The organism is Streptomyces sp. NPDC005408, from assembly GCF_040606445.1.
In the GTDB taxonomy this organism is placed as follows: Bacteria; Actinomycetota; Actinomycetes; order Streptomycetales; family Streptomycetaceae; genus Streptomyces.
On record NZ_JBEXEX010000007.1, the window covers coordinates 230,627 to 256,358 of the forward strand.

General features: G+C 70.5%; 19 protein-coding genes. 12 read left to right on the top strand and 7 right to left on the bottom strand.

Annotated features, from left to right (window positions below; all coding sequences use genetic code 11):
- Nucleotides 1-63: 63 nt before the first annotated feature.
- Both ABZS64_RS10435 and ABZS64_RS10440 read left to right on the top strand, forming a co-directional pair.
- Entirely contained in the window at nucleotides 64-2,622 is a 2,559-nt protein-coding gene (locus ABZS64_RS10435; RefSeq protein ID WP_355826073.1) for a SpoIIE family protein phosphatase, read from the top strand.
- A complete protein-coding gene (locus ABZS64_RS10440) occupies nucleotides 2,619-5,069 on the top strand; it encodes a SpoIIE family protein phosphatase (protein ID WP_355825996.1) in 2,451 nt (816 codons plus the stop codon). Before ABZS64_RS10435 ends, ABZS64_RS10440 begins: the two co-directional genes overlap by 4 nt.
- Before the next feature lie 14 nt (nucleotides 5,070-5,083).
- Here ABZS64_RS10440 and ABZS64_RS10445 read toward each other — a convergent pair whose 3' ends face one another.
- Complete coding sequence (locus ABZS64_RS10445) at nucleotides 5,084-6,202, bottom strand: sulfite oxidase (protein ID WP_355825999.1); 1,119 nt, start codon at nucleotides 6,200-6,202, stop codon at nucleotides 5,084-5,086.
- A gap of 162 nt (nucleotides 6,203-6,364) precedes the next feature.
- Between ABZS64_RS10445 and ABZS64_RS10450 the strand changes: the two genes are divergently transcribed.
- The gene (locus ABZS64_RS10450; protein WP_355826001.1) at nucleotides 6,365-6,817 is read left to right on the top strand and encodes an SPW repeat protein; all 453 of its coding nucleotides are present in this window, start codon (nucleotides 6,365-6,367) and stop codon (nucleotides 6,815-6,817) included.
- 101 nt (nucleotides 6,818-6,918) lie between these two features.
- Here the strand turns inward: ABZS64_RS10450 and ABZS64_RS10455 are convergent, their stop codons facing one another.
- Nucleotides 6,919-7,614, bottom strand: coding sequence for a type 1 glutamine amidotransferase domain-containing protein (locus ABZS64_RS10455; RefSeq protein WP_355826004.1), 696 nt, complete (start codon nucleotides 7,612-7,614; stop codon nucleotides 6,919-6,921).
- Nucleotides 7,615-7,710: 96 nt separating this feature from the next.
- Here ABZS64_RS10455 and ABZS64_RS10460 point away from each other — a divergent pair, with 96 nt between their 5' ends.
- The 3 genes from ABZS64_RS10460 (at nucleotide 7,711) to ABZS64_RS10470 (ending at nucleotide 11,525) form a co-directional block, all read left to right on the top strand.
- Nucleotides 7,711-8,682: a LysR family transcriptional regulator gene (locus tag ABZS64_RS10460; protein WP_355826006.1), complete on the top strand. Its 972-nt coding sequence runs from the start codon at nucleotides 7,711-7,713 to the stop codon at nucleotides 8,680-8,682.
- A gap of 76 nt (nucleotides 8,683-8,758) precedes the next feature.
- Complete coding sequence (locus tag ABZS64_RS10465) at nucleotides 8,759-10,201, top strand: acyl-CoA synthetase (protein ID WP_355826009.1); 1,443 nt, start codon at nucleotides 8,759-8,761, stop codon at nucleotides 10,199-10,201.
- Nucleotides 10,194-11,525, top strand: coding sequence for a carboxyl transferase domain-containing protein (locus tag ABZS64_RS10470; protein WP_355826012.1), 1,332 nt, complete (start codon nucleotides 10,194-10,196; stop codon nucleotides 11,523-11,525). Before ABZS64_RS10465 ends, ABZS64_RS10470 begins: the two co-directional genes overlap by 8 nt.
- Nucleotides 11,526-11,657: 132 nt before the next feature.
- Here ABZS64_RS10470 and ABZS64_RS10475 read toward each other — a convergent pair whose 3' ends face one another.
- Entirely contained in the window at nucleotides 11,658-12,662 is a 1,005-nt protein-coding gene (locus ABZS64_RS10475) for a LacI family DNA-binding transcriptional regulator (protein ID WP_355826076.1), read from the bottom strand.
- 273 nt (nucleotides 12,663-12,935) lie between these two features.
- Here ABZS64_RS10475 and ABZS64_RS10480 point away from each other — a divergent pair, with 273 nt between their 5' ends.
- From ABZS64_RS10480 to ABZS64_RS10505, 6 genes are all read left to right on the top strand, one after another.
- Complete coding sequence (locus tag ABZS64_RS10480) at nucleotides 12,936-14,222, top strand: sugar ABC transporter substrate-binding protein (RefSeq protein ID WP_355826015.1); 1,287 nt, start codon at nucleotides 12,936-12,938, stop codon at nucleotides 14,220-14,222.
- Between the two features lie 12 nt (nucleotides 14,223-14,234).
- On the top strand, nucleotides 14,235-15,206 hold the full coding sequence (locus ABZS64_RS10485) for a sugar ABC transporter permease (RefSeq protein WP_355826018.1): 972 nt from the start codon (nucleotides 14,235-14,237) through the stop codon (nucleotides 15,204-15,206).
- An 83-nt stretch (nucleotides 15,207-15,289) separates the two neighbouring features.
- Nucleotides 15,290-16,135, top strand: a complete 846-nt coding sequence (locus ABZS64_RS10490; RefSeq protein WP_355826078.1) for a carbohydrate ABC transporter permease — start codon at nucleotides 15,290-15,292, stop codon at nucleotides 16,133-16,135.
- A 44-nt stretch (nucleotides 16,136-16,179) separates the two neighbouring features.
- The gene (locus ABZS64_RS10495) at nucleotides 16,180-17,436 is read left to right on the top strand and encodes a glycosyl hydrolase (RefSeq protein WP_355826021.1); all 1,257 of its coding nucleotides are present in this window, start codon (nucleotides 16,180-16,182) and stop codon (nucleotides 17,434-17,436) included.
- A 140-nt stretch (nucleotides 17,437-17,576) separates the two neighbouring features.
- A complete protein-coding gene (locus ABZS64_RS10500; protein ID WP_355826024.1) occupies nucleotides 17,577-19,595 on the top strand; it encodes an endo-beta-N-acetylglucosaminidase in 2,019 nt (672 codons plus the stop codon).
- A 30-nt stretch (nucleotides 19,596-19,625) separates the two neighbouring features.
- A complete protein-coding gene (locus ABZS64_RS10505; RefSeq protein WP_355826027.1) occupies nucleotides 19,626-22,655 on the top strand; it encodes a glycoside hydrolase family 38 C-terminal domain-containing protein in 3,030 nt (1,009 codons plus the stop codon).
- A 64-nt stretch (nucleotides 22,656-22,719) separates the two neighbouring features.
- On the opposite strand, the gene ABZS64_RS10510 is transcribed toward ABZS64_RS10505, so the two are convergent.
- From ABZS64_RS10510 to ABZS64_RS10525, 4 genes are all read right to left on the bottom strand, one after another.
- Nucleotides 22,720-23,124 (bottom strand): DUF2267 domain-containing protein, encoded by a 405-nt coding sequence (locus ABZS64_RS10510; RefSeq protein ID WP_355826030.1) that lies wholly within the window; start codon nucleotides 23,122-23,124, stop codon nucleotides 22,720-22,722.
- 11 nt (nucleotides 23,125-23,135) lie between these two features.
- Complete coding sequence (locus tag ABZS64_RS10515; RefSeq protein WP_355826032.1) at nucleotides 23,136-23,558, bottom strand: Hsp20/alpha crystallin family protein; 423 nt, start codon at nucleotides 23,556-23,558, stop codon at nucleotides 23,136-23,138.
- 88 nt (nucleotides 23,559-23,646) lie between these two features.
- Nucleotides 23,647-24,405 carry a TIGR03943 family protein gene (locus tag ABZS64_RS10520; protein WP_355826035.1) on the bottom strand — a complete coding sequence of 253 codons (759 nt, stop codon included), beginning with the start codon at nucleotides 24,403-24,405 and terminating at the stop codon, nucleotides 23,647-23,649.
- Complete coding sequence (locus ABZS64_RS10525) at nucleotides 24,402-25,409, bottom strand: permease (protein ID WP_355826081.1); 1,008 nt, start codon at nucleotides 25,407-25,409, stop codon at nucleotides 24,402-24,404. Before ABZS64_RS10525 ends, ABZS64_RS10520 begins: the two co-directional genes overlap by 4 nt.
- Between the last annotated feature and the right edge of the window lie 323 nt (nucleotides 25,410-25,732).

Genomic DNA, 25,732 nt, shown 5'->3' on the forward strand with positions numbered 1-25,732 from the left:
GGCGCCCTCACACACGTACCCCGTGTCCCGTACATGTTGTGGGAACGGTCGGCGGGCAAGGAGATGCGCCGGGCGCCCGCCGGGGAGCATGCTGGCTGTGTGACCTGGTACCGCGCGGCCGGGCGCGCCCCGCTGAGCGAGAGCGTGGCGAAGCCCGGGAGACCGAACGGCACCGACCGAGTTCCGGACGAACTCGCCCTGGTGCTCGCACAGGCCGCCGTAGGGGCGATCGAGGCCGTCGGCGGATACGCGGGCGGCATCTATCTGCGCACCCGGATGCCGGGGCTGCTGCGGCTGGGCGTGCTCGCCGGGCTGCCCGGCCGGCTGTTCCGGCCCTGGTGGCGTATGCATGTGAACCGGCCGTTCCCGGTGGCCGAGGCGCACCGCTCGGGCCAGGCCGTCCACCTCGCCGACGCCGAAGAGGCCATGCGGCGCTTTCCACAGCTCATGGCCGGTCTGCCGTTCCCGTTCGGCTCGCTGTACGCGCCCGTCGTCAGCGGTCGCGAGAAGTTCGGGGTGCTGGCCGTGTTGCGTCCGGCCACGCCCGGACACCCGGTCTCGCACGCCGACCGGCTGCGGATGCACAACGCGGCGACGAAGCTAGCCACCGCCCTCGCCGCGCTGGCCGATGAGGGGGATGCGGTCGCGTGGGAAGGCGAACCCGTGTGCGTCCAGTTGCCCGCGGTCACCACGCCGCCGGTCCGGGTCGGTCGCTTCGACTGGGACCTGCGCACCGGAGCCGTGAACGCCGACGACGAGCTGTGCGCGATTCTCGGCACCGACCCGGCGGACTTCGACGGCACCATCGATGCACTTGCGGCTCTGCTGGCGTCGGAGGACATGTACGGGCTGTGGACCGTCGCCCGCCAGGCGGCCGAGTCGGGCCGCCCCGCATCCCGCAGAATGCGGCTGCGCGGTCCCGACGGACGGCCCCACCTGCTCGAGCTGTCCGCCCGGGCACAATCGCCCGACGGCGGAGCGGGCCACCGTCTCACGGGATTCCTGGTGGATCTCGGCACCGGCCCGATCGTGGCCGAGGCGACCGACCGGCTGCCGAGCGGCGTCTTCTCGCTCGACCGGCTCGCGCGCATCACCTACGTCAATCACAGCGCGGAGGTCCTGCTCGGCCAGCCCCGCTCGGAGCTGGCCGGACGCGTCCTGTGGGAGGTCCTGCCGTGGTTCGGGCACCCCGCCTACGAGGACCACTACCGGGCCGCGCTGCTCTCCCGCGACCCCATCCACTTCATGGCCCGCCGCGCGCCCAAGGACTGGCTGTCGGTCTCCCTCTATCCCGGTCACGACGGCCTGACCGTCACCGTCGCCCCTTCCGACCAGCCCGCGTATGCGCCGGGGTCCGTCGTCCTGCCCGGCGCCGTGCTCGGCTCCCCGGCCGACCGCGCGGCGGCGCTCTATCGCCCGGTCGCCCTGGCGATCGCGTTGACGGAGGCCGTCACGGCCCGCCAGGTGTCCGCCGTGGTCACCGAGGAACTGCTGCCCGCGTTCGGCGGCCGCCAGCTGGCGATCTACCTGCTGAACGAGCGGCATCTCTATCTGGCCTGGGAGACCGGCTTCCCCAAGGGCTTCCTCGACCGCTTCGACGGGGTCGCGCTCGACGCACGGCTGCCCGGCGTGGAGACGCTCACCACCGGCCGCCCCATGTTCTTCGAGTCCATGGAACGGCTTTCCGATGCCTACCCCGGCATCCCCATGGACGCCAATGTCGGCGCCCGCGCCTTCCTGCCGCTGATCGCATCCGGACGGCCCGTCGGCTCCTGCATCCTCGGCTTCGACCAGCCGCGCGGCTTCAGCCCCGAGGAGCGCACGGTGCTGACCGCGCTCGCCGGACTCATCGCGCAGGCCCTCCAGCGAGCCCAGCGCTACGACACCGAGGCTGCCGTTGCCCGTGGACTGCAGGCCGCCCTGCTGCCGCACCGGCTGCCCGTGCTCGACCAGGTCGAGACCGTGGCGCGGTATCTCCCCGGCACCCAGGGCATGGAGGTGGGCGGCGACTGGTACGACGTCGTCGAGACCGACCGGGGGCTTGCCCTGGTCATCGGCGACGTACAGGGGCACGGTGTTTCCGCCGCGGCCACCATGGGCCAACTGCGCAGCGCCGTACGGGCCTTCGCGCTGAGCGGGCACGACCCGCAGGAGGTGATGAGCGGCACCAACCGGCTGCTCATCGACCTCGATCCCGGCCAGTTCGCCAGCTGCTGCTACGTCGACCTCGACCCGGTGACCGGCGCCGCGCAGGCCGTGCGGGCCGGGCATCCGCAGCCCCTGTTGCGCCACGCCGACGGCAGGACCGAGGTTCTGGATCTCCGTGGCGGGGTCGTGCTCGGCGTAGACATGGCCGCGTCGTACCCAATAACCGAACTGCGGCTCGCGCAGGGCGACGTCCTCGCCCTGTTCACCGACGGACTGGTGGAGCAGCCGGGAATCGACATCGACCTCGGGATAGAGCGGCTGCGCGCCTCGCTCGCCGAGGTCGGCCCGTCCTCGCTCGCCGGAACGGCGGACCGGCTCATGAACGAGGCACGGCAGGCCACCGACCGGCCCGACGACATCGCGCTGCTGCTCGCCGCCCGCTGGGCGGTCTCCCGCACCGGGACCATGCCATGAGCACGGTGAACCGCGTCGACGACGACAGCGTGCGCGGGCCCCTCAACGCCACGAGGGCCGCCACCGCCGTCCTGGACGCCGACGGCACGGTCGTCGGATGGAGCCCGACGGCACAGGGCCTGCTGGGCTACGCGCCGCAGGAGGTGCTCGGGCGCCGGATCGACGCCTTGGTGATGGAGCGTTCGCAACAGGATCACGCGACCGCGGAACCGCCGGACGCGGTCCGCGCCGCGCGGACGCTCCGTATGCGCCACCGGGACGGCCGCGCCGTCCGCGTGACCTCCACGGAACTGTCGCTCGCCCACGCGGGCACAGGTCCCGCACGGCTCCTGGCACTGGCCGACGCGGAGGAGACCGAGCAGTGGGAGGCCCTCCAGTCGATGCTCCGGGGGCTCGCCACCCAGTCGCCCGTCGGTCTGGCCATCTATGACACGGATCTGCTGGTGGTGTGGACGAACGCCGCGCTGTTCGAGGAGATGGGCACCACGACGTACGTGGGCCTCGGCCCGGACGACATGGTGACCCACGGCGAAATCCTGTCCGGGCCGGCCGGGCCGTATCCGAAGACTCTTGAGGAGACCATGCGGCAGGTGCTCGTCACCGGCGAGCCCGTCATCGATCTGCACTACCGAGGCCGCCCGCCCTCGGACCCGGATCGTGATCACGTCTGGTCGTGCTCGTACTACCGGCTGCAGGACGCCGGGTCGGTCTCGCTGGGTGTGTGCGAGGAGACGGTGGACATCACCGATCGCTATCTCGCGCAGCAGCGACTGGATCTGCTTGTACGGGCCGGTGCCCATGTCGGCACGACCCTGGACGTCGCCCGCACGGCCCGGGAGCTCTCCGCGGTCGCCGTCCCGCAGTTCGCCGACGAGGTCACGGTCGATCTCCTGGAGGATGTCCTCGAAGGCGATCAGCTCGCGCCGCGTACCCGGCAGGCGAGAAGCGTCGTCCGGGTGTGGGGCGAACCGGGAATGGGGGCCGAGCCGGGGATCGACGCGAAGGAGCCGGGAGGCGGACAGCCCGCAACGGGGCAGCGGATCGACTACGCCCCCGACTCACCCCAGGCACGCAGCCTCGCCTCGGGCAGGCCCGCGCTGCAACGGTCGGCGGGCCCGGAGGGCGGTGACGAGCCGCCGCATCATCGCTCGCGGCTGGCCGTGCCCCTGTGCGCCGAGGGCATCACGCTGGGAGTGGTCACCTTCGTCCGGGACCGCCACCTCGACCCCTTCGACCCCGGCGAGCTGGCGGTGGCCGAGGAACTGGCGGCCCGGGTCGCCGTCTGTATCGACAACGCCCGCCGCTACACCCGGGAGCATGCAGCGGCCCTCATGCTCCAGCGCAGTCTGCTGCCCCAGAAACTGCCGCAGCTGACCGGCGTCGAGCTGGCCCACCGCTATCTGCCCGCGGACAGCAGTGCCGGAGTCGGCGGCGACTGGTTCGACGCCATCTCCTTGTCCGGTGCGCGGGTGGGGCTGGTCGTGGGGGACGTGGTCGGCCACGGACTGCGAGCGGCGGCCACCATGGGCCGGCTGCGCACGAGCGTACGGGTGCTCGCGCTGCTGGACCTGGCGCCCGACGAGCTGCTCGCACGTCTGGACGACCTGCTCGGGCAGGGGGCCGACGAGCAGACGGCCGCGCGCGACGACGGCGTCGAGCTGGCCGACGACGAGGCCCTTGGCGTGACCTGCCTGTATGCCGTGTACGACCCGGTGTCGGGGCTGTGCCGCATGGCGCGCGCAGGCCATCTGCTGCCCGCTGTGGTCGATCCCTCGGACGGCTCCGTCAGCTTCCCCGACATCCCGGCGGGACCGCCCCTCGGCCTGGGTGGACTTCCCTTCGAGACCGCGGAACTGAAACTCCCGGAGGGCAGCCTCGTCGCCCTGTTCACCGACGGACTCGTCCACGGCCGCGACCGGGACATCGACGCCGGTCTCGACGGCCTGCAGGGCGTACTCGCCGAGCACCGACGCACGCTGGACGAGTTGTGCGACCGTGCGGTCGCCAAGCTGCTGCCCCGTCCCGTCGACGACGACGCCGCGCTGCTTCTCGTTCGTACGCGGATGCTGGGCAGTCATCAGGTCGCCACATGGGAGCTGGAGCCTGACCCGGAGGAGGTCGGCAGGGCCCGCGCCATGGCCACGGAGCGGGCCGCCCAGTGGGGACTGGACGACGATCTCGTCTTCACCATCGGGCTGGTGGTGAGCGAGCTGGTCACCAACGCCATGCGCTATGCCTCCGGGCCCATCCATCTGCGGCTCATCCGCGACCGGACGCTGATCTGCGAGGTGTCCGACACCGGACACACCTCACCCCATCTGCGGCGCGCGGGCACGGACGACGAAGGCGGCCGCGGTCTCTTCCTCATCGCCCAGATGACCCACCGGTGGGGGACCCGCCATTCGTCGAGCGGCAAGACCATCTGGGCCGAGCAGGCACTGCCGTAGCGGAGACGTGAGGGTCAGTCGCTCTCCAGGCACAGGACAGAGATCTGCTGGACGAGATTGTTGGCGAACCCGCCGCGGTTCCATGGCTGAGTGAGGGGCTGCGTACGGCCGTCGGCGTCGGTCGCGCGGACGCTCAGCACATGGCTTCCCGGCGTCGCGGACCACGCTGCCCGCCAGCGCCGCCAGGCCCAGCCGTGCCCGTCCGGCGGGTCGATGGCGGCCTCGCTCCAGGAGCCGTCGTCGTCCGTGCTGACCTCCACCCTGGTCACCGGGGCGTGACCGGACCAGGCCCGGCCCTCCAGCGGCACTTCGCCGGGGCGTACGACACGGGTCCGGGACATGAAGTCGGGGAACCCGGGCGGGATCATCAGCGCGCGCGGGGCGATCCGCTCGACCGGCTCGCCGGGATCGTCGGGCGACTGCCTCAGGCGGTATGCCACCGCCTGCTGGAATCCGGTGAACGCCGTGTCGGTGAGCGTGATGTCGCGCAGCCACTTCACATGCGCCATGCCGTACCAGCCGGGGACGATCAGTCGCAGGGGATAGCCGTGTTGCGGTGGCAGGGGAAGGCCGTTCATCTCGTACGCGACCAGCACTTCAGGGTCCTCGCCCAGGGCCGACGACAGCGGCAGGCTGCGCTGGTAGTCCTGTTCGATGCCGCGCTCGACGCCGTGGTCCGCCCCGGTGAAGACGGCTTCGACGGCATCGGGCTCGACACCGGCCCCGGCGAGCAGTGTGCGCAGCGGCACCCCGGTCCACTCGGCGGTTCCGACCGCCTCGACCAGCCACGGCTGGCTCACCGGCCGTGGCTGGAGGCGGGCCCTGCCGTTTCCGGCGCACTCCATCGTCACCCGGTGAGTGACGGCCGGGAGCGACCTCAGCCTCCGCATGTCCAGGGTCAGCGGGGTGCGCACCAGGCCGCTCACGGTCAGCTGCCAGTCGTCGGCCTCGGCGGCGGGGATGTCGTAGTGGACGAGCACATAGTGCAGTCCGGCGGGCGTGAGGTCGTAGCGCAGCGCCTCCAGCGGAAGCCCGTGATTGCGGGCGGCGAGGGCCAGTTCGTCCAGGCCGACGCCCTCGTCGGGCTCCGCGAGGCGCCCTGGTGTGCTGATGTCTCCGATGCGTCCGTCCATGACCTCATGGTGCTCTCCGGGCCGGTCCCGGGCACCCCGCGGGCGGCCGGTGGCACATCTGCCCGAGGTGCTCATGGGCTGCCTGTTGACTGGAACGCCCTGGGAAGCGTTATATCGGAGATAAAGGGCAGATAAAGGCTTCTGAATTGGAGGCAGCCCGCAATGACCACCCATCCGAGCATTGAGGAACACCCCGATCTTGCCGAGATGCGCTCCCGGTTCGAACGGGCGACCACGACTCCACGTGCCCAGGCGATCGAGACACTGGCCCTGCTGACGGGTCTGTACCTGGCCGCCTCGCCGTGGATAGCAGGATTCAGCGACCTCACCTCTCTGGCCGTCTGCAACCTGATCACCGGCGCCGCCTACGTCCTGTGCATGGGCGGATTCGGCTCGGCATACGAGCGGACCCACGCCATGGCCTGGTGCGCGATTGCCATCGGAGCCTGGACGATCATCTCTCCGTGGGTCGTCGTCGGTAACGTCGACACGACTCGGACCGTCGTCAACAATGTCATCGTCGGTGCCGTGGCCCTGCTGCTCGGCCTGGCCATGGCCGCCATGGACGTCCGCCGTCCAAGCCGCCTCCGCGCTCGCGGGGACGCGGCCATGTGATCTCATGCGCTGACGCGCACGTTCCGAACGGAAGGACCCGGTGGGGTGCGGGCTGCCGCACCCCACCGTGCTGCCGCGACCGTGCCCAGCGACTCAGGGGGTCAGCCCAGCGCCTTGAGGATCTCGACGGCCAGCGGGGCGGACGACGACGGGTTCTGGCCGGTGGTCAGATTGCGGTCGGTGACCACGTGCGGGGCCCACGGCTCGCCCTCCTGGAAGTCCGCGCCGATCTCCACGAGCCGGTCCTGGAGCAGCCACTTCGCCTTGTCCGCAAGACCGGCCTGGGTCTCCTCGGCGTTGGTGAAGCCGGTCAGCCGGTAGCCCGCGAACGGCGACGTGCCGTCCTCGCGCCGCGCGGCGAGCAGCGCGGACGGACCGTGGCACACCACGCCGAGCGGCTTGCCGGAGTCCAGCGCCGCCGTGAGCAGGGCGCCCGAGTCGGCATCGACCGCCAGGTCCTCCATCGGGCCGTGCCCTCCGGGGTAGAAGACCGCCGCGTAGTCGGCGAGGTCGACCTCGTCCAGCTTGAGCGGGTGCTCCAGGGCGGAGATCTCCGCCAGGGCGGCCGTCACCGCGGCGGCGCCGTCGGGACCGCCGTTCACTTCGGGGGCCAGGCTCGCGCTGTCCACGGTGGGGACGACGCCGCCGGGGGTGGCGACGGTGACCTCGTGGCCGGCGGCGGTGAAGGCCCGGTACGGAGCCACGGCCTCCTCCGCCCAGAAGCCGGTCGGGTGCCGGGTGCCGTCCGCCAGCGTCCAGTGGTCCGCGCCGGTGATTACGAACAGGATCTTCGCCATCTCACATCTCTCCGCTGAGTTTCGCTCGGGTGTCGCTCTCGCTGACGTTCTCGAACCTAAATCGCCGAGTCATTCGGATCCAATAGGCTCACCACCATGAGCCATAGAGAATCCAATGGATCGGCGGGAATGCGGGAGGCCGCCACGAACGCACCGCTCGAGCTGACCCTGCTGCGGACCTTCCTCGCGGTCCATCGAGCGGGCTCCTTCACTGCCGCCGCGCGTCTGCTCGGCCTGTCCCAGCCCACGGTGACCACCCAGATCCGCTCCCTGGAACGGCAGCTGGGCCGTGAGCTGTTCGGGCGGCTGCCCCGCGGCGTCACGCCGACCCCGGTCGCCGACGGCCTCGCCGCCCGGGTCGCCCCCCCGCTGGACGCCCTGGCCGCCGTCGCCGACCGCGGCCACCTCGACGAGACCGTCCCCGCCGATCCCGTACATCTCGCGGGTCCGGCCGAGCTCCTCTGCGTACGCGCCCTGCCCGCCCTCGCGCCCCTGGTCGAGCAGGGCGTACGGCTCAGGGTCACGACCGGGCTCACCGACGAACTGCTCGAAGGCCTGCGCCAGGGCCACTACGACCTGGTGATCTCCACCCACCGCCCGCGCGGCCGCAGCCTCACCGCCGTACCGCTCATGGACGAGGAGTTCGTGCTGATCGCATCGCCGCTGTGGGCGGAGCGCATCGGCCGGGACGGGGTCTGGCAGGACCGGGTCGCCGCCGAGGGGCCCGCCGCTCTGCGCGGCGTCCCGCTGGTCACCTACGCGGAGGATCTGCCCATCGCCCGCCGCTACTGGCGCCATGTCTTCGGCACCCGGCTGAACGCGCAGGCCGCGTTCACCGTGCCGGATCTGCGCGGTGTGCTCTCGGCCGTCGCAGCGGGGGCCGGAATGAGCGTGCTGCCGCGCTATCTCTGCCAGGGCGAGCTGGCGGCAGGCGTGGTGGTGCCTCTGCTCGCGCCCGAGGATCCGCCCATCAACACCGGCTATCTCGTCCAGCGCCCCGGGGCCACGGACAACCCGCATCTCACGCTCGTGCGTGACCGGCTGCTGCGGGAGGCGCGCGGCTGGTGAGCGATTCCTGCGGCACCTGGCCGCGTATGGAGGGATCATCGTGGCAGCGGTCCGACGACAGCAAGGAGTACGACGCGTGTCCTCCCTCTTCCCCGCACTCGCCGCGCGGGCGCCGCTGCCGGCCCTCCGCTTCGGCGACCGGTCCCTGACCCACGCCGAACTGGCAGCCGCGGCAGGCTCACTGGCCGCACGGCTCGCCGGCGCGCGCCGGGTCGCGGTGTGGGCGACGCCCACGCTGGAGACCGCGGTGGGTGTGGTCGCGGCATTGCTGGCGGGTGTGCCCGCCGTACCGCTCAATCCGAAGACCGGGGAGCGCGAGCTGGCGCACATCGTCGCCGACAGCCTGCCGTCACTCGTACTGGCCGGGCCGGGCGACGAACTGCCTCCGGCGCTGCGCGCCTTGCCGCGTACGGACATCGGGCTCACCGGACCGGAAGCACCGCTGCCGCCCGAACCGTCCCCGGAGGCCCCCGCCCTGATCGTCTACACCTCGGGCACCACGGGCCCGCCCAAGGGAGCTGTGCTGCCGCGCCGGGCCATCACCTCGACGCTGGACGCGCTGGAGGACGCCTGGCAGTGGACCGCCGACGACGTGCTCGTGCACGGCTTGCCCCTGTTCCATGTCCACGGGCTGATCCTCGGCATCCTGGGGCCGCTGCGCCGCGGTGGCGAGGTGCGGCATCTGGGGCGCTTCAGCACGGAGGGCGTGGCACGCGAACTGGCGTCGGGCGCCACGATGCTCTTCGGCGTACCGACGATGTACCACCGCATCGCCGAGGCACTGCCCGGGGATCCGGAGCTTGCCAAGGCCCTGGCCGGGGCCAGGCTGCTGGTCTCCGGATCCGCCGCGCTGCCCGTGCACGATCACGAGCGGATCGCTGCGGCGACCGGCCGCCGGGTCATCGAGCGGTACGGAATGACGGAGACGCTCATGCTGTGCTCATCCCGGTGGACACCCCCGGACCCCCGGCCGTCCGTACGCGCCGACGGTGAGGCACGGCCCGGGACAGTGGGTCTGCCCCTCAAGGGAGTTGACTTCCGGCTGGTCGACGAGAGCGACGGCATCGGCGAGATCCAGGTGCGCGGGCCCAATCTCTTCACGGAGTATCTGAACCGGCCCGACGCGACCGCAGCGGCCTTCGACGGCGGCTGGTTCCGTACGGGAGACATGGCAAGCCTCGACTCCGACGGCTATGTCCGGATCGTCGGCCGCAAGGCCACCGACCTCATCAAGAGCGGCGGCTACAAGATCGGCGCGGGCGAGATCGAGAACGCGCTGCTCGACCATCCGGGCGTCCGCGAGGCGGCCGTGACGGGCGAGTCCGACGCGGATCTGGGCGAGCGGATCGTCGCCTGGATCGTGCCGGCGGATCCGGCCGAGCCACCGGCTCCGGAGGAGTTGTCCGCGCATGTCGCGGCCCAGCTCGCCCCGCACAAGCGCCCGCGCGAGGTGCGCTTCCTGGAAGCCCTGCCCCGCAACGACATGGGTAAGATCATGAAGCGGGCGCTGCATGGCTGAGCGGCTCACGGCACGCGACGCCATCGGCAGGGTGGCCGCCGCCTTCACCGAACTGCCCGCCCCCGAAGGCAAGTCCGCGCCCGACGGGCCGATCGCCTGGCAGGGGTACAACCAGCAGCACGCCCGTGCCGTGCAGCGCACCGGGGAGCAGGAGTCGGTCGTCTGCGGCACCGCCAGAGTCGGTGCCACCGAAGTGGTGCTGATCTCCTTCGAGTTCGGCTTTCTCGGCGGATCGCTGGGGGAGCGCACCGGCGACCGGCTCGAGGCGGCGTACACGCATGCGCGCGAGCGACGGCTGCCCGTCGTCTCGCTCATCGCCACGGGCGGCAGCCGGATGCAGGAAGGAATGCGCGCTCTGGTCCAACTCCAGCGTGTGGCACGGCAGTCCACGCTGACACGCGCCGCGGGACTGCCCCAGGTCGCGGTGGTGCGCGACCCGTCGACGGGCGGCGGCTGGGCAACCCTGGGCGCGGGCGCCGATGTCGTCCTGGCGCTTCCCGGCGCCCAGATCGGCTTCGCGGGTTCGCGGGTACGACCGGCGGACGCCGACCCGGCCGCGTACACGGCGGAGGCTCAACTCGCCGCCGGGCATGTCGACGCGGTCGTACGGCAGGAGGAGCTGCGCCAGACGCTCGGCCGCTGGCTCACCCTGCTCACCGCCCTGTCCGATGCCCCGGCCGAACCGCCCCGCGCCCTCGGGCGCGCCGAACTGCCCACCACCGGCTGGGAAGCGGTCCAACAGGCCCGTTCCACGGACCGCCCGCGGGCAGCCGCCTATCTCGACGCGTACTTCGAGACACGCGAGGCCATCAGCGGCGACCGGAGCGGCGGCGTCGACCCGGGCATGCTGTGCGGCTTCGGCCTGCGCGAGGGACGGACCATCGCCTACGCGGCCCAGTGCGGAACCGCGACCCTCCCGGCGGGGTATCGCACCGCGGCCCGGCTGATCCGGCTCGCCGACCGTCTTGGCCTGCCGGTGCTCACCCTGATCGACACGCCGGGCGCCGCCAACGACGCCGCGGCAGAACGCGCGGGCGCGGGCCCGGCCATCGCGGACGTGTTCGCCGCGGTGGCCGCCGTCCGGGTGCCGGTCACCACTCTGCTGATCGGCGAGGGCGGATCGGGCGGGGCACTCGCGCTCGCCTCACCTGAGAACACCTGGGCCACGCCGGACAGTTACTTCTCCGTCATCGCCCCGGAACTGGCCGCCGCGATCCTCAAACGCGGGCCGGAGGAGACTCGCGCGACCTCCGAACAACTCCGCCTGCGCCCACAGGACTTGGTGGAGCTGGGCATCGTGCGGGGTGTCGTACCCACCGGCTGACTAGGTCCTGTCCGGCTGATCGTGCCGGGCTCGCGTGCCCTGGCACGGCACTCCCCCGTAGCCCTTCGGGCACGGGAGGTGCCCCCATCGCCAGACCCGCTCACTGATCCGGCCTGACCGGCCGCACATGACCTAGAGGGAGGCCGGCGCCGTGCTCTCCCGCTCGATCAGCTGGGGGAGCGGCACCTGTACGGATCTGGCGGCGCCGCCGTCCAGCAGTGCGGTCAGCTCCTGTGCGGCGATCCGTCCGAACGCGACCGTGTCCCGGGAGAGAGCGGTCAGCCAGGGGTGCACCATGCGGCACAGGACGGAGTCCTCCCACGAGACGATCGACACGTCGCGCGGGACGGACAGGCCGAGGCCCGCGGTGACGGTCGCTCCGGCCGCGGCCATCACGTCGTTGTCGTAGATGAGCGCCGTGGGCGCCGCCTTCCCCTGAAGCACCCGGCGGGTGACCGCCGCGCCCTCGGTGTCGGAGTAGTCCGTAGTGACCGAGTGGACCTCGGTCAGCCCGTGCCGCCCGGCCTCGGCGCGCAGGGAGCGGATACGCCGGTCGGTGTGGGCGAGCGAGGACAGGCCCGCGATATGCACGATGCGCCGGTGCCCCAGCTCGTACAGCCGGCCGACGACGGAGGCCATCGCCCCGGTGTCGTCGGCGCGCACCTGGGAGAGGTTGGGGTGGGCGTCGGGCAGTCCGCCGATGACGACACCCGGGAGTCCGAGCTCGTCCAGCAGCGCCGGCCGCGGGTCGTCGGTGCGGGGGTCGACCACCAGGACTCCGTCGACGCGGTGCTCGGCCCACCAGCGCTGATAGACGGCGCACTCGGCCGTCACATCCTCCACCACCTGGAAGAGCAGGCCCAGTTGACGCTCCGCCAGGACCTCCTGGATGCCGGAGATCAGCTGCAGGAAGAACGAGTCCACCCCCAGGGTCGCCGCCGGGCGGGCGAGCACCAGGCCGACCGTCGCCGCGCCCTCGCCGGACAGTGCGCGGGCGGCCGTGCTCGGCCGCCAGCCCAGCTGTTCGGCGACGCGGCGGATCCGGTCGCGGGTGATCTCGGAGACGCCCGGCCGGTCGTTGAGCGCGAAGGAGACGGCGCTCTCCGACACACCGGCGCGCCGGGCGATGTCCTTCATCGTCGGGCGCCGCGCGGGGGCGCGCCTGGCCGGCGAGGTGTCCTTGCCGGACGGGCCATTGGCTGTCACCCGTGCCCCTTTCACCCTACGTACTAATGCGCTTGAGCACCTGCACTCTAAAGCGCATTAGTCGATCACGGCAAGTGGCTGGCTGCAGGCTCTCTACCTGGACTAATGCCTGCTGAATCGCATTAGTTGAATCGAATGTATTGACTTCATCGACGGTCCGCTTGCAAGGTCTGCACGTTGGTCCGAGCAAAGGAGCCGTTCACCGTGCGTATCCCCCGCAGGGCACTCGCCGCTGCCGCCGTCCTCGCCACCGTTCTGCCGCTGAGCGCCTGCGGCACAGGATCCGACGCCGGCTCGTCCGACGCCTCCGGCAAGGTCGAAGGCAAGATCACCTTCCAGACCTGGAACTTGCAGGCGAACTTCAAGGACTACTTCAACGGTCTGATCGCGCAGTTCGAGAAGACGTACCCCGGCACCGAGGTGAAGTGGGTCGACCGGCCTGCCGAGGGCTACGCCGACAAGATCAGCGCCGACGCCGCGGGCGGCACTCTGCCCGACGTCGTCAATGTCTCCCCCGACCTGGTCGCGCCGCTGGCCAAGGCGGGCCTCGCGCTCGACCTCGACAAGGCGGCGGCGAAGTACAAGAAGGAGTATCTGCCGGGAGCCTGGGCGAGCCATCAGATCCCGGGCCTGGACGGCACATACGCCTTCCCCTGGTACCTCAACACCGGCCCGCTATTCTACAACAAGCGCCTCTTCACTCAGGCGGGCCTCGACGCCGCGAAGCCCCCGAAGACGTACGACGAGGTCTTCGCCTCGGGCCTGAAGATGGCCGACAAGAGCAAGGGGAAGATCGCCACCCTCGCGAACGTTCCCACCATCGAGGACTTCGGCCGCTACGGCGTCGAGCTCATGAACAAGGAAGGCACCGGCTTCGCCTTCAACGACGCCAAGGGCGTCGAACTCCTCACCCACTACAAGGAGTTGTACGACGCCAAGGCGCTCGACCCCCAGGCGCTCACCGCGACCCCCGAGTCCTCCGGCAAGAAGTTCCTCACCGAGGCCGTCGCGATGAACCCGGGCAGCGCGCTCGACCTCGGGAACTTCAAGAAGCAGGCGCCGAGTCTCTACAAGAACATCGGCATCACCGACCAGATCAGCAGCACCGGCAAGGCCAACATGTACGTCATGGGCGTGATGGTGAACTCCAAGTCCCAGCAGAAGCCCGCCGCCGTCGCCTTCGCCCACTTCGTGACCGACGCGACCCGCCAGATGGAGTTCGCGAAGAAGGTCGCCATCTTCCCGAGCACCGAAGGGTCCCTCGACGACCCGTACTTCACCAAGGGGGACGGCACCGACGAGACCCGGGTGCGCATCGCCGCCGCCAAGTCGCTGAAGACGGCCGTCAATTATACGCCGGTCCTGTTCAGCGAACAGATGAAGACCGAGCTGCGCAATGAGGTGGCCAAGGCGCTGCAGGGCAAGGAGAGCCCCAAGGAAGCGCTTGACAACGCTGTCAAGGCCTGTGACCGGCTGCTGCAGCAGAGCTGAGCCGAGTCCGTGATGAAGACCCCCACCGCCTCCAGGGCGATCTCCTCTGACCTGAGCACGGCGGGCCCCGCCGTCCGGAGCCCCGGCTCCGGCGGCGGCCGCCCCCGCCGCGCGATCAGACGCCATCTGCCGTCCAGCCCCTGGCTGTTCGCGGCGCCCGGCCTGGTGATCGCCGCCGCCTTCAGCCTGTATCCGTTCTTCAGCACCCTGGTCAACGCCTTCACCGACCGGCGGACCCTGGTCCCCGGTGAGTATGTGGGCTTCGCCAACTTCGAGGAACTGATCCACGACGAGATGTTCTGGACAGGGCTGCGCAACAGCACCCTGTACGTCGTCGGTGTCGTCCCCGCCCTGGTGATCCTGCCCCTGCTGCTCGCGATGCTCGTGCAGCGCCAGATTCCCGGCATCACCTTCTTCCGCTCGGCCTTCTACACCCCGGTCGTCGCCTCCATCGTCGTGGTCGGCCTGATCTGGGTGTGGATGCTCGACGACCGGGGGCTGATCAACGCGGTGCTGGAGGCGGTGGGTGTCGGCAAGGTCGGCTTCCTCAGCGACCAGTGGCTGCTGCTCGGCAGCGCGATGGCGGTCACGGTCTGGAAGGGCCTCGGCTACTACATGATCATTTATCTGGCCGCGCTCGCCAATGTCCCACGCGAGCTGCACGAGGCCGCAGCGGTCGACGGAGCCGGGCCCGTACGCCGCTTCATCACCGTCACGGTCCCCGCGGTCCGCTCCACCATGGTCCTCGTCGGGGCGCTCTCCTTGGTCGCCGCCTTCAAGGTCTTCTCCGAGGTCTATCTGATGGCGGGACCCAGCGGCGGGCCCGCGGGCGAGGACACCACGCTCGTGATGCTCGTCCAGCGCGTCGGCACGGGACTGACCGGCCGGGTCGGCTATGCCTCCGCCATTTCGGTGGTCGTCTTCGCCGTCACCGTCGCGCTGATGCTGCTGGTGCTGCGCGCCGACCGCAAGGAGGACGCGTGAAGAGCGTCACGGGCACCCGCACCCGCACCCGAACCGGCACCGGCACCCGCACCCGCACCCGAACCGACACCGGCACTCTCACGATCACGGACGCCGAGGGCAGGCGCGTCCCCGGCTGGCAGCTCGTACTGCGCTACGTACTGCTCCTCGCCGTACTGGCGTTGACCGTCGGGCCGTTCCTGTGGCAGCTCTCGACCTCGCTGAAGGGCCCGACCGAGGACATCTTCAGCTCGCCGCCGAAGTTCCTGCCGAGCCACCCGACCCTGCACAACTACGAGCGGGTCGCCCACACCATCCCGGTGTGGGACTACGCACTCAATTCGCTCAAGGTCGCATCGGCCAATGTGCTCACCAACTGCATCGGCGCCTCACTGGCCGGGTACGCACTCGCCCGGCTGCGCTACCGCGGGCGCAGAGCCGCGACCCTGGCATTCATCCTCGCGATGCTCGTCCCCGTCGAGGGCATCATCATCGCCCAGTTCACGACCATGCGGGACCTCGGGCTCAACAACACCCTGATCGCCGTGCTGCTGCCCGGGGCCGTCGCGGCCATGAACGTGCTCTTGATGCGCAACGCATTCCTCAACCTCCCCTACGAGGTGGAGGAGGCGGCGTACGTCGACGGAGCCAACGCCTGGCAGCGGTTCCTGCGCATCGCCCTCCCCTCGGTCAGGGGCACCCTCGCCGTGGTGGCGATCTTCGCCTTCATGGGTGCCTGGGACGACTTCCTCTGGCCCCTGATCGTGCTCAGCGACCCCGAGAACTTCACCCTGACCATCGGCCTGAACTATCTGCACGGCACCTTCGCCAACGACGAACGCCTCGTCGCCGCGGGCACGATCATCGCCGTACTCCCGCTGATCATCCTCTTCGCCTGTCTGCAGCGCTTCTTCTTCCGTGGCGTCGGCGAGGGCGCAGTCAAGGGCTGACCCCGGCCACCGCCGCACCACAGAACCAGGACACCCCTTTGCGTATGAGCTCCTCCGCGCCGCGCTTCGGCGCCAACTACACGCCCAGCCAGGGCTGGTTCCACCACTGGCTGGACTTCGAGATCGACGCCGTACGCGCCGACCTGGACTCCATCGCCGGACTCGGCCTCGACCACATCCGGGTCTTCCCGCTCTGGCCCCTGTTCCAGCCCAACCGCACGCTCATCCGCCCGCGCGCCGTCGAACAGCTCGTGCAGCTCGCCGACGCCGCCGCCGAGCGCGGGCTCGACGTCAATGTGGACGGTCTGCAGGGGCACTTGTCGAGCTTCGACTTCCTGCCCGCCTGGACCCAGACCTGGCACCGGCGCAACATCTTCACCGACCCTGAGGTGGTGGCCGGGCAGGCCGCGTATCTGCGGACGCTCGCGGCCGCACTCGCCGACCGGCCGAACTTCATCGGTATGACCATCGGCAACGAGATCAACCAGTTCGCGAGCGGGCCGCATCCCGACCCCGACCCCATCACCCCTGAGCAGGCGGGCAGTTGGCTGCGCGGACTGCTCGACGCCTGTGAGGAGGGCGCACCCGGCAGGATGCATCTGCACGCCGAGTACGACGCCGCCTGGTACCAGGACGACCAGCCCTTCACCCCCGCCCACTCGGCACGCATCGGAGCCGCGACCGCTGTGCACTCCTGGGTCTTCAACGGCACCGCCCAGCTTCACGGGCGCACCGGAGTGGCGACCGAGCACCACGCCGCCTATCTGATCGAGCTCTCCAAGGCGTGGGCGCTCGACCCGCACCGGCCGGTATGGCTCCAGGAGGTCGGCGCACCCGCGCCACTCGTCCCGGCCGAGCACGCCGCCCGGTTCACCGAGGCGACCGTGGCGAACGCGCTGGACTGCCAGGACGTCTGGGGCATCACCTGGTGGTGCTCGCACGATGTGTCCCGTTCGCTCGCCGACTTTCCCGAACTCGAGTACAGCCTGGGCCTGTTGACCAACGACCGGCAGGTGAAACCGGCCGGTCGCGCCATCGTGCGCATCGTCGAGGAGTGGCGGGGGAAGGAACACAGTCCCGCGCCGCGCACCACCGCCCTTGTCGTCGACACCGGCGACGACGAGACGGGATCTGCACGTTCCACCTGCGCACCCGGTGGCGATTTCTTCGAGGCCTTTGCCCGGCTGACGGCGGGGGGCGTCCGGCCTGCCGTGGTTCTGGCGAGCCGGTCGGAGGACAAGGAGCACCTGGCTGCACGAGGCATCACCGAAGTGCTGACCCCGGATCAGGTTGACGCATGAGCTTTCCCCACCCCGCCCCTTCCCGTAACTGGGGGCCAGCCCCCAGACCCCCGTATGCGACCTTCGGCCGCATGTCCTCAAACGCCGGACGGGCTTGATTTCCACCGGTCGGCCTGAAGATTCAGGAAACGGAGCGCACCATGACCCCCCACCTCAGTCGACGCGCCTTCCTCACGGCATCCGCTGCGGCCGCCCTGGCCCCGGCCCTCCTGCCGGGTACGGCGTCCGCCGCGGCGAAGGCGGCCACCGGCTCGCCGTACGCCTCGTACTGGTACCCCGACTCGTTCCCCTCCGGCACTCCCGGCCCGGGTATCACCTGGCGCAGCCTGAAGGCCTGGCGTGCGGAGAACGACACCGACCTGGCGTTCAACACGTCTGCGGTGCCGCTCGCCAAGCGGTTCACACCGACGCCGGTCAACGCCACTGCCCGCGGCGGGCAGGCCCGTATCCAGTCCCTCGTCTCCTTCGGGCCCACAGCGAGTAATCCCTCCCAGGGCTCGGCCACCGCCGACTACTACGCGCTGACCCACTGGTCGTACCTCGACGAGCTGGTCTTCTGGGGCGGCTCGTCGGGAGAGGGCCTGATACTCGCGCCCAACGCGCCGATCGTGGACGCCGCCCACCGCCACGGTGTGCCCGTCCTCGGCAATGTCTTCCTGCCGCCCGTCGCCTATGGCGGCGATCTGCGATGGACCCGGGATCTCGTCCAGAAGGACTCCTTCGGCAGATTCCCGCTCGCCGAACGGCTCGTTGCGGTCGCGACGGCGTACGGCTTCGACGGCTGGTTCATCAACGCGGAGACCGGAGGCGGCAACAGCGCACTCGCGGCCGACATGCTCGGCTTCGTGAAGGAGCTGAAAAGTCTGGGCGCGCCGAAGGGGCTGCGCGTCTGCTGGTACGACTCGATGACCGTGGACGGCTCGGTGAGCTGGCAGGGCGCGCTGAACAACCGCAACAAGCCCTTCTTCCAGGCCGCCGACTCCATGTTCATCGACTTCCGCTGGTCGCGCTCCTCGCTGGCGACCTCCGGGCAGACCGCGCAGCAACTGGGCCGCAGCCGCTACGAGTTGTGGGCCGGTGTCGACGTCGAGGCGAACGGCTGGAACAGGTCGGTCGACTGGGACGCCATCGTCCCCGAGAACACGGCGGACATCGTGTCGCTGGGGTTCTACCGGCCCGAGTGGACCCGCAACCACCTGCCCGCAGGCCGCACCCCGGCCCAGTTCCACGCCGCCGACGACCGATTCTGGAGCGGTCAGTCGCTCGATCCGTCGAAGCCCACACCCGGGGACGCGTGGAGGGCTCCGGCGCTGGCCGTCGCCGACCGCTCGACTGTGGACACCGTGCCGTTCGCCACCGTCTTCAACACGGGCCACGGACTGCGCTGGTACGAGGGCGGCAAGGTGACGTCGGACGCCCAGTGGAACCATCTCGGCGTCCAGGACCGCCTCCCGTCCCGCCAGTGGGTCGTGCGCACGAGCGGCCAACGCCCGTCGGTCGCCCATGACTTCGCCGACGCCTGGCACGGCGGCAGCAGCCTCCTCGTGGACGGCTCGCTCAATGCGCCCACCACCGTGGACCTGTATGCGACCCGGCTCCCGCTCACCGCGGACACGGTCGTCGAGCTCACCCACCGCGTGGACACCGGCCGGGTAACCGTCGAACTCGCGGTCGCCGCGGCCGAGCCGTCGGGGCCGGGCCAGCCCCACCCGTACACCTATCTCCCTGTTGGCACCGTCGGGCCGGGCGGCGGCTGGACCACCACGAGCGTGCGCCTGACCGGCCTGTCGGGGACCCTGCGCGCCATCGGCGTCCGGCTCACCGCGAGCAGCGGACCCGTGAAATGGCGGCTCGGCGCCCTCGCCGTCCGCGACAAGGCTGCGCAGAGCCCCGCCGCCCCCACCGACCTGCGGATCAGCGCCGCCGCAGGCGACCTTCGCTTCATCTGGCAGGGCGCCCCCGGCGCGCTACGGCACTACACACTCCACCGCGTCCTGCCCGACGGGACACGGCGCTTCCTCGGGGCAACCTGCCAGCGAGCCTTCTTCGTTCCCGGCCTGAAACCCGAACAGGGCGAGCAGTCGGCGCGGTTCGAACTGCGTGCGGTCGGGGAGCTCTACACGGCATCGACCCCCGCGACCGCAGTCCATCCCTGGTAACCACCACCGAAACCCTCGGAGCAGCCCCACATGCATGACGACCGCAGCCTCGTCGAAGCCCGCCTCAAGCGCGTACTCGACGAGCGCATCCGCCCCGCCGTGTACCCCGAGTCCGTACCGCTTCAGGTGGCCGTCTGGAATGCGCCGGGCGAACCCGTCCCGGTCGCCGAAGGGCTCGCCGCCTCGCCCGGGCCGATCGCGGTCGGCGACCTGTGGGGCGCTCCGTGGGGAACCAGCTGGTTCACCGTCACCGGGACCGTGCCTGCCCGGTGGGCGGGGAAGACCGTGGAGGCCGTCCTCGACCTCGGCTTCGACGAGAACATGCCCGGCTTCCAGTGCGAGGGCCTCGTCTACCGGCCCGACGGCACCCCGGTGAAGGGGCTCAACCCGCGCAACCAGTGGGTGCGCATCGGCGCGCCCGTCGCAGGCGGCGAGGAGGTACGGCTGCACATCGAGGCCGCGTCGAATCCCGTCATCCTCGACTACCACCCCTTCCTGCCGACCAGGCTCGGCGACAAGGAGACGGCGGGCACAGACCCGCAGTACACGCTGACCCGGATGGATCTCGCCGTCTTCGACGAGACCGTTTGGCAACTCGTGCTCGACCTGGAGGTGCTGGGCGAGCTGATGCACGAGCTGCCCGTGGACGGCGCTCGCCGCTGGGACATCCTGCGTGCCGTCGGGCACGCCCTCGACGCGATCGACCTCCAGGACGTGAACGGCAGCGCCGCCGCGGCCCGTTCATGCCTCCAGGCGGTCCTGGCAACTCCCGCCGCACCCTCGGCGCACCGGATCAGCGCGATCGGTCACGCCCATATCGACTCCGCGTGGCTGTGGCCGCTGCGTGAGACGGTACGCAAGGTGGCCCGTACGACGTCGAACATGACGGCCCTGCTGGAGGACGAGCCGGACTTCATCTACACGATGTCGCAGGCCCAGCAGTTCGCCTGGATCAAGGAGCACCGCCCCGAGGTCTACGCCAAGGTCAAGAAGGCCGTGGCGGAGGGGCGGTTCGTGCCGGCCGGCGGGATGTGGGTCGAGTCCGACACCAATATGCCGGGCTCGGAGGCGATGGCCCGGCAGTTCGTGCACGGCAAGCGCTTCTTCCTCGACGAGTTCGGCATCGAGAACGACGAGGCATGGCTGCCCGACACCTTCGGCTTCGCGGCCGGGCTGCCGCAGATCATCAAGGCGGCGGGCTCCAAGTGGCTGCTGACCCAGAAGATCTCCTGGTCGCAGACGAACAAGTTCCCGCACCACACCTTCCAGTGGGAAGGCATCGACGGCACCCGGATCTTCACCCACTTCCCGCCCGTCGACACCTACAACTGCTCGATGAAGGGCAGTGAGATCGCCCACGCGGCGAAGAACTTCAAGGACAAGGGCGTCGCCCAGCACTCCCTCGCACCCACCGGATGGGGCGACGGAGGCGGCGGCACCACCCGGGAGATGGTCGCCAAGGCAGCCAGGATGCGCAGTCTCGAAGGCTCCGCGACGGTCCGGTGGGAGACGCCCGCCGACTTCTTCACCAAGGCCGAGGCGGAGTACCCGAACCCGCCGGTCTGGGTCGGCGAGCTCTATCTGGAGCTGCACCGGGCGACGCTCACCAGCCAGGCCAGGACCAAGCAGGGCAACCGCCGGAGCGAATCCCTGCTGCGCGAGGCCGAGCTGTGGGCGGCGACCGCCGCCGTACGCACCGGACTCCCTTATCCGTACGAACAGTTGGACCGGATCTGGAAGACGGTACTGCTGCACCAGTTCCACGACATCCTGCCCGGCTCGTCGATCGCCTGGGTGCACCGAGAGGCGGAGAAGACGTACGCGGCTGTCGCCGGTGAGCTGAACGGCATCATCGACGCGGCTCAGCGTGCGCTCGCCGGTGACGGCTCCGGGACGCTTGTCTTCAACGCCGCGCCCCATGAGCGGCACGGCATCTCGGCCGGAGGCGCGGCCATGGCCACCGGCGCTGGCCAGGCCCAGCTCTCCCCGCGCGAGGGCGGCGGCTTCGTCCTCGACAACGGCCTGCTCCAGGTCGAGATCGACGCCCGCGGCCTGGTCGTGTCGGCGTACGACATCGGAGCGGAGCGCGAGACGGTCGCCCCCGGCCAGGCGGCGAATCTGCTCCAGATCCACCCCGACTTCCCGAACATGTGGGACGCCTGGGACGTCGACGCGTTCTACCGCAACACCGTCACCGATCTGACGGAGGCCGACGAGGTCACGCCCGTCGCGGGCGAGGCCTCCGCCTCGGTCCGCGTCGTCCGCAGCTTCGGGGACTCGAAGGTCACCCAACTCCTGACCCTGGCCGCCGGTGCCAAGCGCCTCGACATCGACACAGAGGTCGACTGGCACGAGACCGAGAAGTTCCTCAAGGCGTCCTTCCCGCTGGACATCCACGCCGAGCGCTATGCGTCGGAGACCCAGTTCGGCCACTTCCACCGGGCCACCCACACCAACACCAGCTGGGAGTCCGCCAAGTTCGAGGCCTGCAACCACCGCTTCGTCCATATCGAGGAGCCCGGCTGGGGCGTCGCGCTGGTCAACGACTCGACGTACGGCCATGACGTCACCCGCACCGTGCGCGCCGCCGACTCCGGTACGACGACCACGCTCCGGGTCTCGCTGCTGCGCGCCCCGCGCTTCCCCGACCCCGAGACCGACCAGGGTGTGCACCGCTTCCGCCATGCCCTGGTGCCGGGTGCGGTGATCGGCGACGCGGTGCGCGAGGGCTTCCGGATCAACCTGCCCGAACGGCGGGTGGCCGGAGACACGGAGGTGGCGCCGCTGGTGACGGTCGACAACGACGCGGTGGTCGTCAGCGCGGTGAAGCTGGCGGACGATGCGAGCGGCGATGTCGTCGTACGCCTCTACGAGTCCTGCGGCGGCCGGGCACGGGCCCGTGTCACGCCCGGTTTCGAGGTGACGGAGGCAGCGGCGACCGACCTGCTTGAGCGCCCGCTGTCCGAGGCGCCGGAGCCGGAACTGGCTGATGGCGTACTGAAATTGAGCCTGCGCCCGTTCGAACTGGTCACGCTGCGCCTGGCGCGGGCCCGGGCCTGACCGGGGCTGCCTGCTGCCGCCGCTCACAGGACAGCAGGCTCCGCCCGGTCAGGACCCGTCTCGGTCAGGCGTGTGCCATGGGGGAGAGCTGTGCCTGGCCGAAGAGCAGGGCGTAGCCGTCCGGGAGCTGCCGCAGGATCCGCCGCAGCAGCTCGGGCCCGGCGGCCCGGCCGATGACACCGAGGACCGAGCCCGCGTCCCAACGGGCCGTGGCGGTGGTCGCGCCGGGCTCGCGGGTGGCGAGTTCATCGACGAACTCGCCACCCGTCAGCTGTGTGGAGGCGGGGATCTGGGCGGCGAACTCCACGGCGGCTTCCTCGGGGAGGCGAGCCGCGAGCTCGACGCGCTCGTCACCCGTCAGCTGACGCCCGAGCGCTGCCAGCAGCGTCCGGACTATTTCTTCCGCCCGCTGTCTCGTCGGATAGTGCCCCTCGGTCTGGACGGCGTCGATCAATTCGTCGAACGTCATGCCTGTTCCCGTCACGTGGTGATCTGCTTGGGCGACTTGCCGCCGCTGATCTCGATCTTGCGCGACTTGGCGTTCTCGGAGATCGGCATCCGCAGGGTCAGGACACCTGCGTCGTACGACGCCTCGATGCGCTCGGGGTCGAGCGACTCGCCGAGCAGCAGCTGGCGGGTGTGCACGCCCGCGGGGCGCTCGCCGGCGATCAGCTCGGCGCCTTCGGGGGCGGGAGAACGGCGCTCGGCGCGGACGGTGACAACGTTCCGCTCGACATTGAGGTCGATGCTCTCCGGGTCGACCCCCGGCAGGTCGAAGTGGACGACGTACTCGTCTCCTGACCGGTAGGCGTCCATCGGCATGGCGGCCGGTCGTGCGGCGGTCCCGAACATCTGCTCGGTAAGACGGTCCAGCTCACGGAATGCGTCGGTTCGCATGAGCATCACGGGTTACTCCTCTCTAGCGGTGCTGGGTGCGATGCCCTACGACTTCTTATATAGCTCGCGAGCCACAACATTGACAAGATTCCGCTCAAGAAAGGGCGGGAGCCCGGTCCAGGTAAGGGCTGGGGGGCTGCGGGATCTTCTTCAGAGAGGCCACATCCAGGGCGAGGGCGGCGGAGGGCGTGCCCAGAGTGCCCTGTGCATGCCACGTACCGGTGACCTTCACCCAGGTGTCGGCGGGCGGCGCCTTCACTCCGTGGATTGTGACCGTCAGGGACTGGGAATCGGCGGCGCAGCAGGCCACCAGGAGGCGGGTGAGATCCCACGAGCTGTTCTTACCGGGCGTCACGAAGCCCGACAGGAGCACGGTGCGGCCCTTCAGGCTCTGGTGATCGTCCTGTTCGGTCCTGGCGATGAACTCCGTGAGCGACAGCGGCGCCGGGCCGTGCGCCGGCAGCGGGTCGAAGCGGTCGTAGTCCTCGACGACCTTGGCGTTGTCGCGCGCGGCTGTGTACGAGCCGAGCGCGGGGGGCGCGACGAACAGGAGGGCCAGCGCGGGCAGGAGCATCAGCCAGGCGATGCGCGGACCGTGCGTGTGATCATGCCCGTGTCCGGTCCCGTCTTCTGCGTGCCCGTCGTGCTCCTCGTGTCCGTCGTGCTCCTCGTGCCCCTGCCTGTCGCGTACGGCGCTGATCAGGCCCAGCGCGACCAGGCAGACGCCCGAGGCGATCACATAGGGCTGCAGGCCCGCCTTGACGTAACGCAGGACGATGTCAGTGAACAGCGAGACGCGCAGGACCCCCGCTCCGAGGAGCAGGAGCAGCCCTGCCTGGAGGGTGCGCTTCACAGCAGCCACCACCCGGTGAGCGCGCTGCACACGACGGCGACGACCGCCGTGGCGGTCGAGAACCGTACGGCGAAGGCCCGGCCGAACGTCCCCACCTGCAGGGCGATCAGCTTGAGGTCGACCATCGGGCCGACCACCATGAACGCCAGCCGTGCCGTGGGGGAGAAGCCGGTCAGCGAGGCGGCGACAAAGGCGTCCGCCTCCGAGCAGACCGCGAGGACGACGGCGAGTCCCGCGAGGAAGAGCACGGACAGCCAGGCCGACCCGGAGAAGGTCTCCAGCACCGAGCGCGGCACGGTGACATTGAAGGTGGCCGCCGCCATGGCACCGAACACCAGGAACCCGCCGGCATGCAGGAAGTCGTGCTGGAAGCCCAGCCGGAATTCCTCCCATCGGCTGTGACCGCTCTTATGGCCGGTGTGCCGGGACGGCATCCGGAGCCAGTCCGCGCGCCCGAGCCTGAGCCACAGCCAGCCCATGGCGGCGGAGGTGGCCAGCGAGGCGATCAGCCGGGCGGCGACCATCTTCGGGTTGCCCGGAAAGGCCACCGCCGTGGCTGCGAGTACGACCGGATTGACGGCGGGCGCGGAGAGGAGGAACGCGAAGGCGGCAGCCGGTGTGACGCCGCGCCGGATCAGGCTGCCTGCCACCGGCACCGACGCGCATTCGCAGCCGGGCAGCACGACGCCCGCCGCGGTCGCCACCGGAACGGCAAGCGCGGGATTGCGCGGGAGGATCCGGCTGAATGCATGAGCGGGGACGAACGCGTTGACGGCGCCCGAGATCAGGGTGCCCAGCAGGAGGAACGGCAGAGCCTGCACGGCGATGGCCACACAGATCGTCTGCCAGGCCCGGAAGCCGGGATGCGTGAGCCACTGGTCGGCACCCAGAAGTCGGCCGAGCCCGAGCAGAAGAAGCAGCGAGAGGGCTCCGGCGACGACGACAGAGAGGGCGAGGCGGGGAGGTGCGGTGTGGGGGATCGGCGCCACGGCCTGTCTGCTCAGCGGCCGGTCCGCCAGTTCTTCCGTATGGGGCACGTCTGCTCCGGTTGTCGGTGACAGAGCATCACGATAACCAGCAGATCGGTACGCTCCGTGTACGTCGAAACGCAAACATGTGACCTAGGGCCTGTCGTTCGGATCTTGCCGGGCTCGCGTGCCCTGGCACGCACTCCCCCGTAGCCCTTCGGACACGGGAGGAGCCCCCACGCCGCGTTGTCGTCAGTCCCCGACGCTCCGCGTCGGCTCCTTCCTCCGCCTTGCGATCGCACGCACCGCAGTGACATCAGCCGCTCCGCGACGGGCCGCTCACTGATCCGGCCTGATCC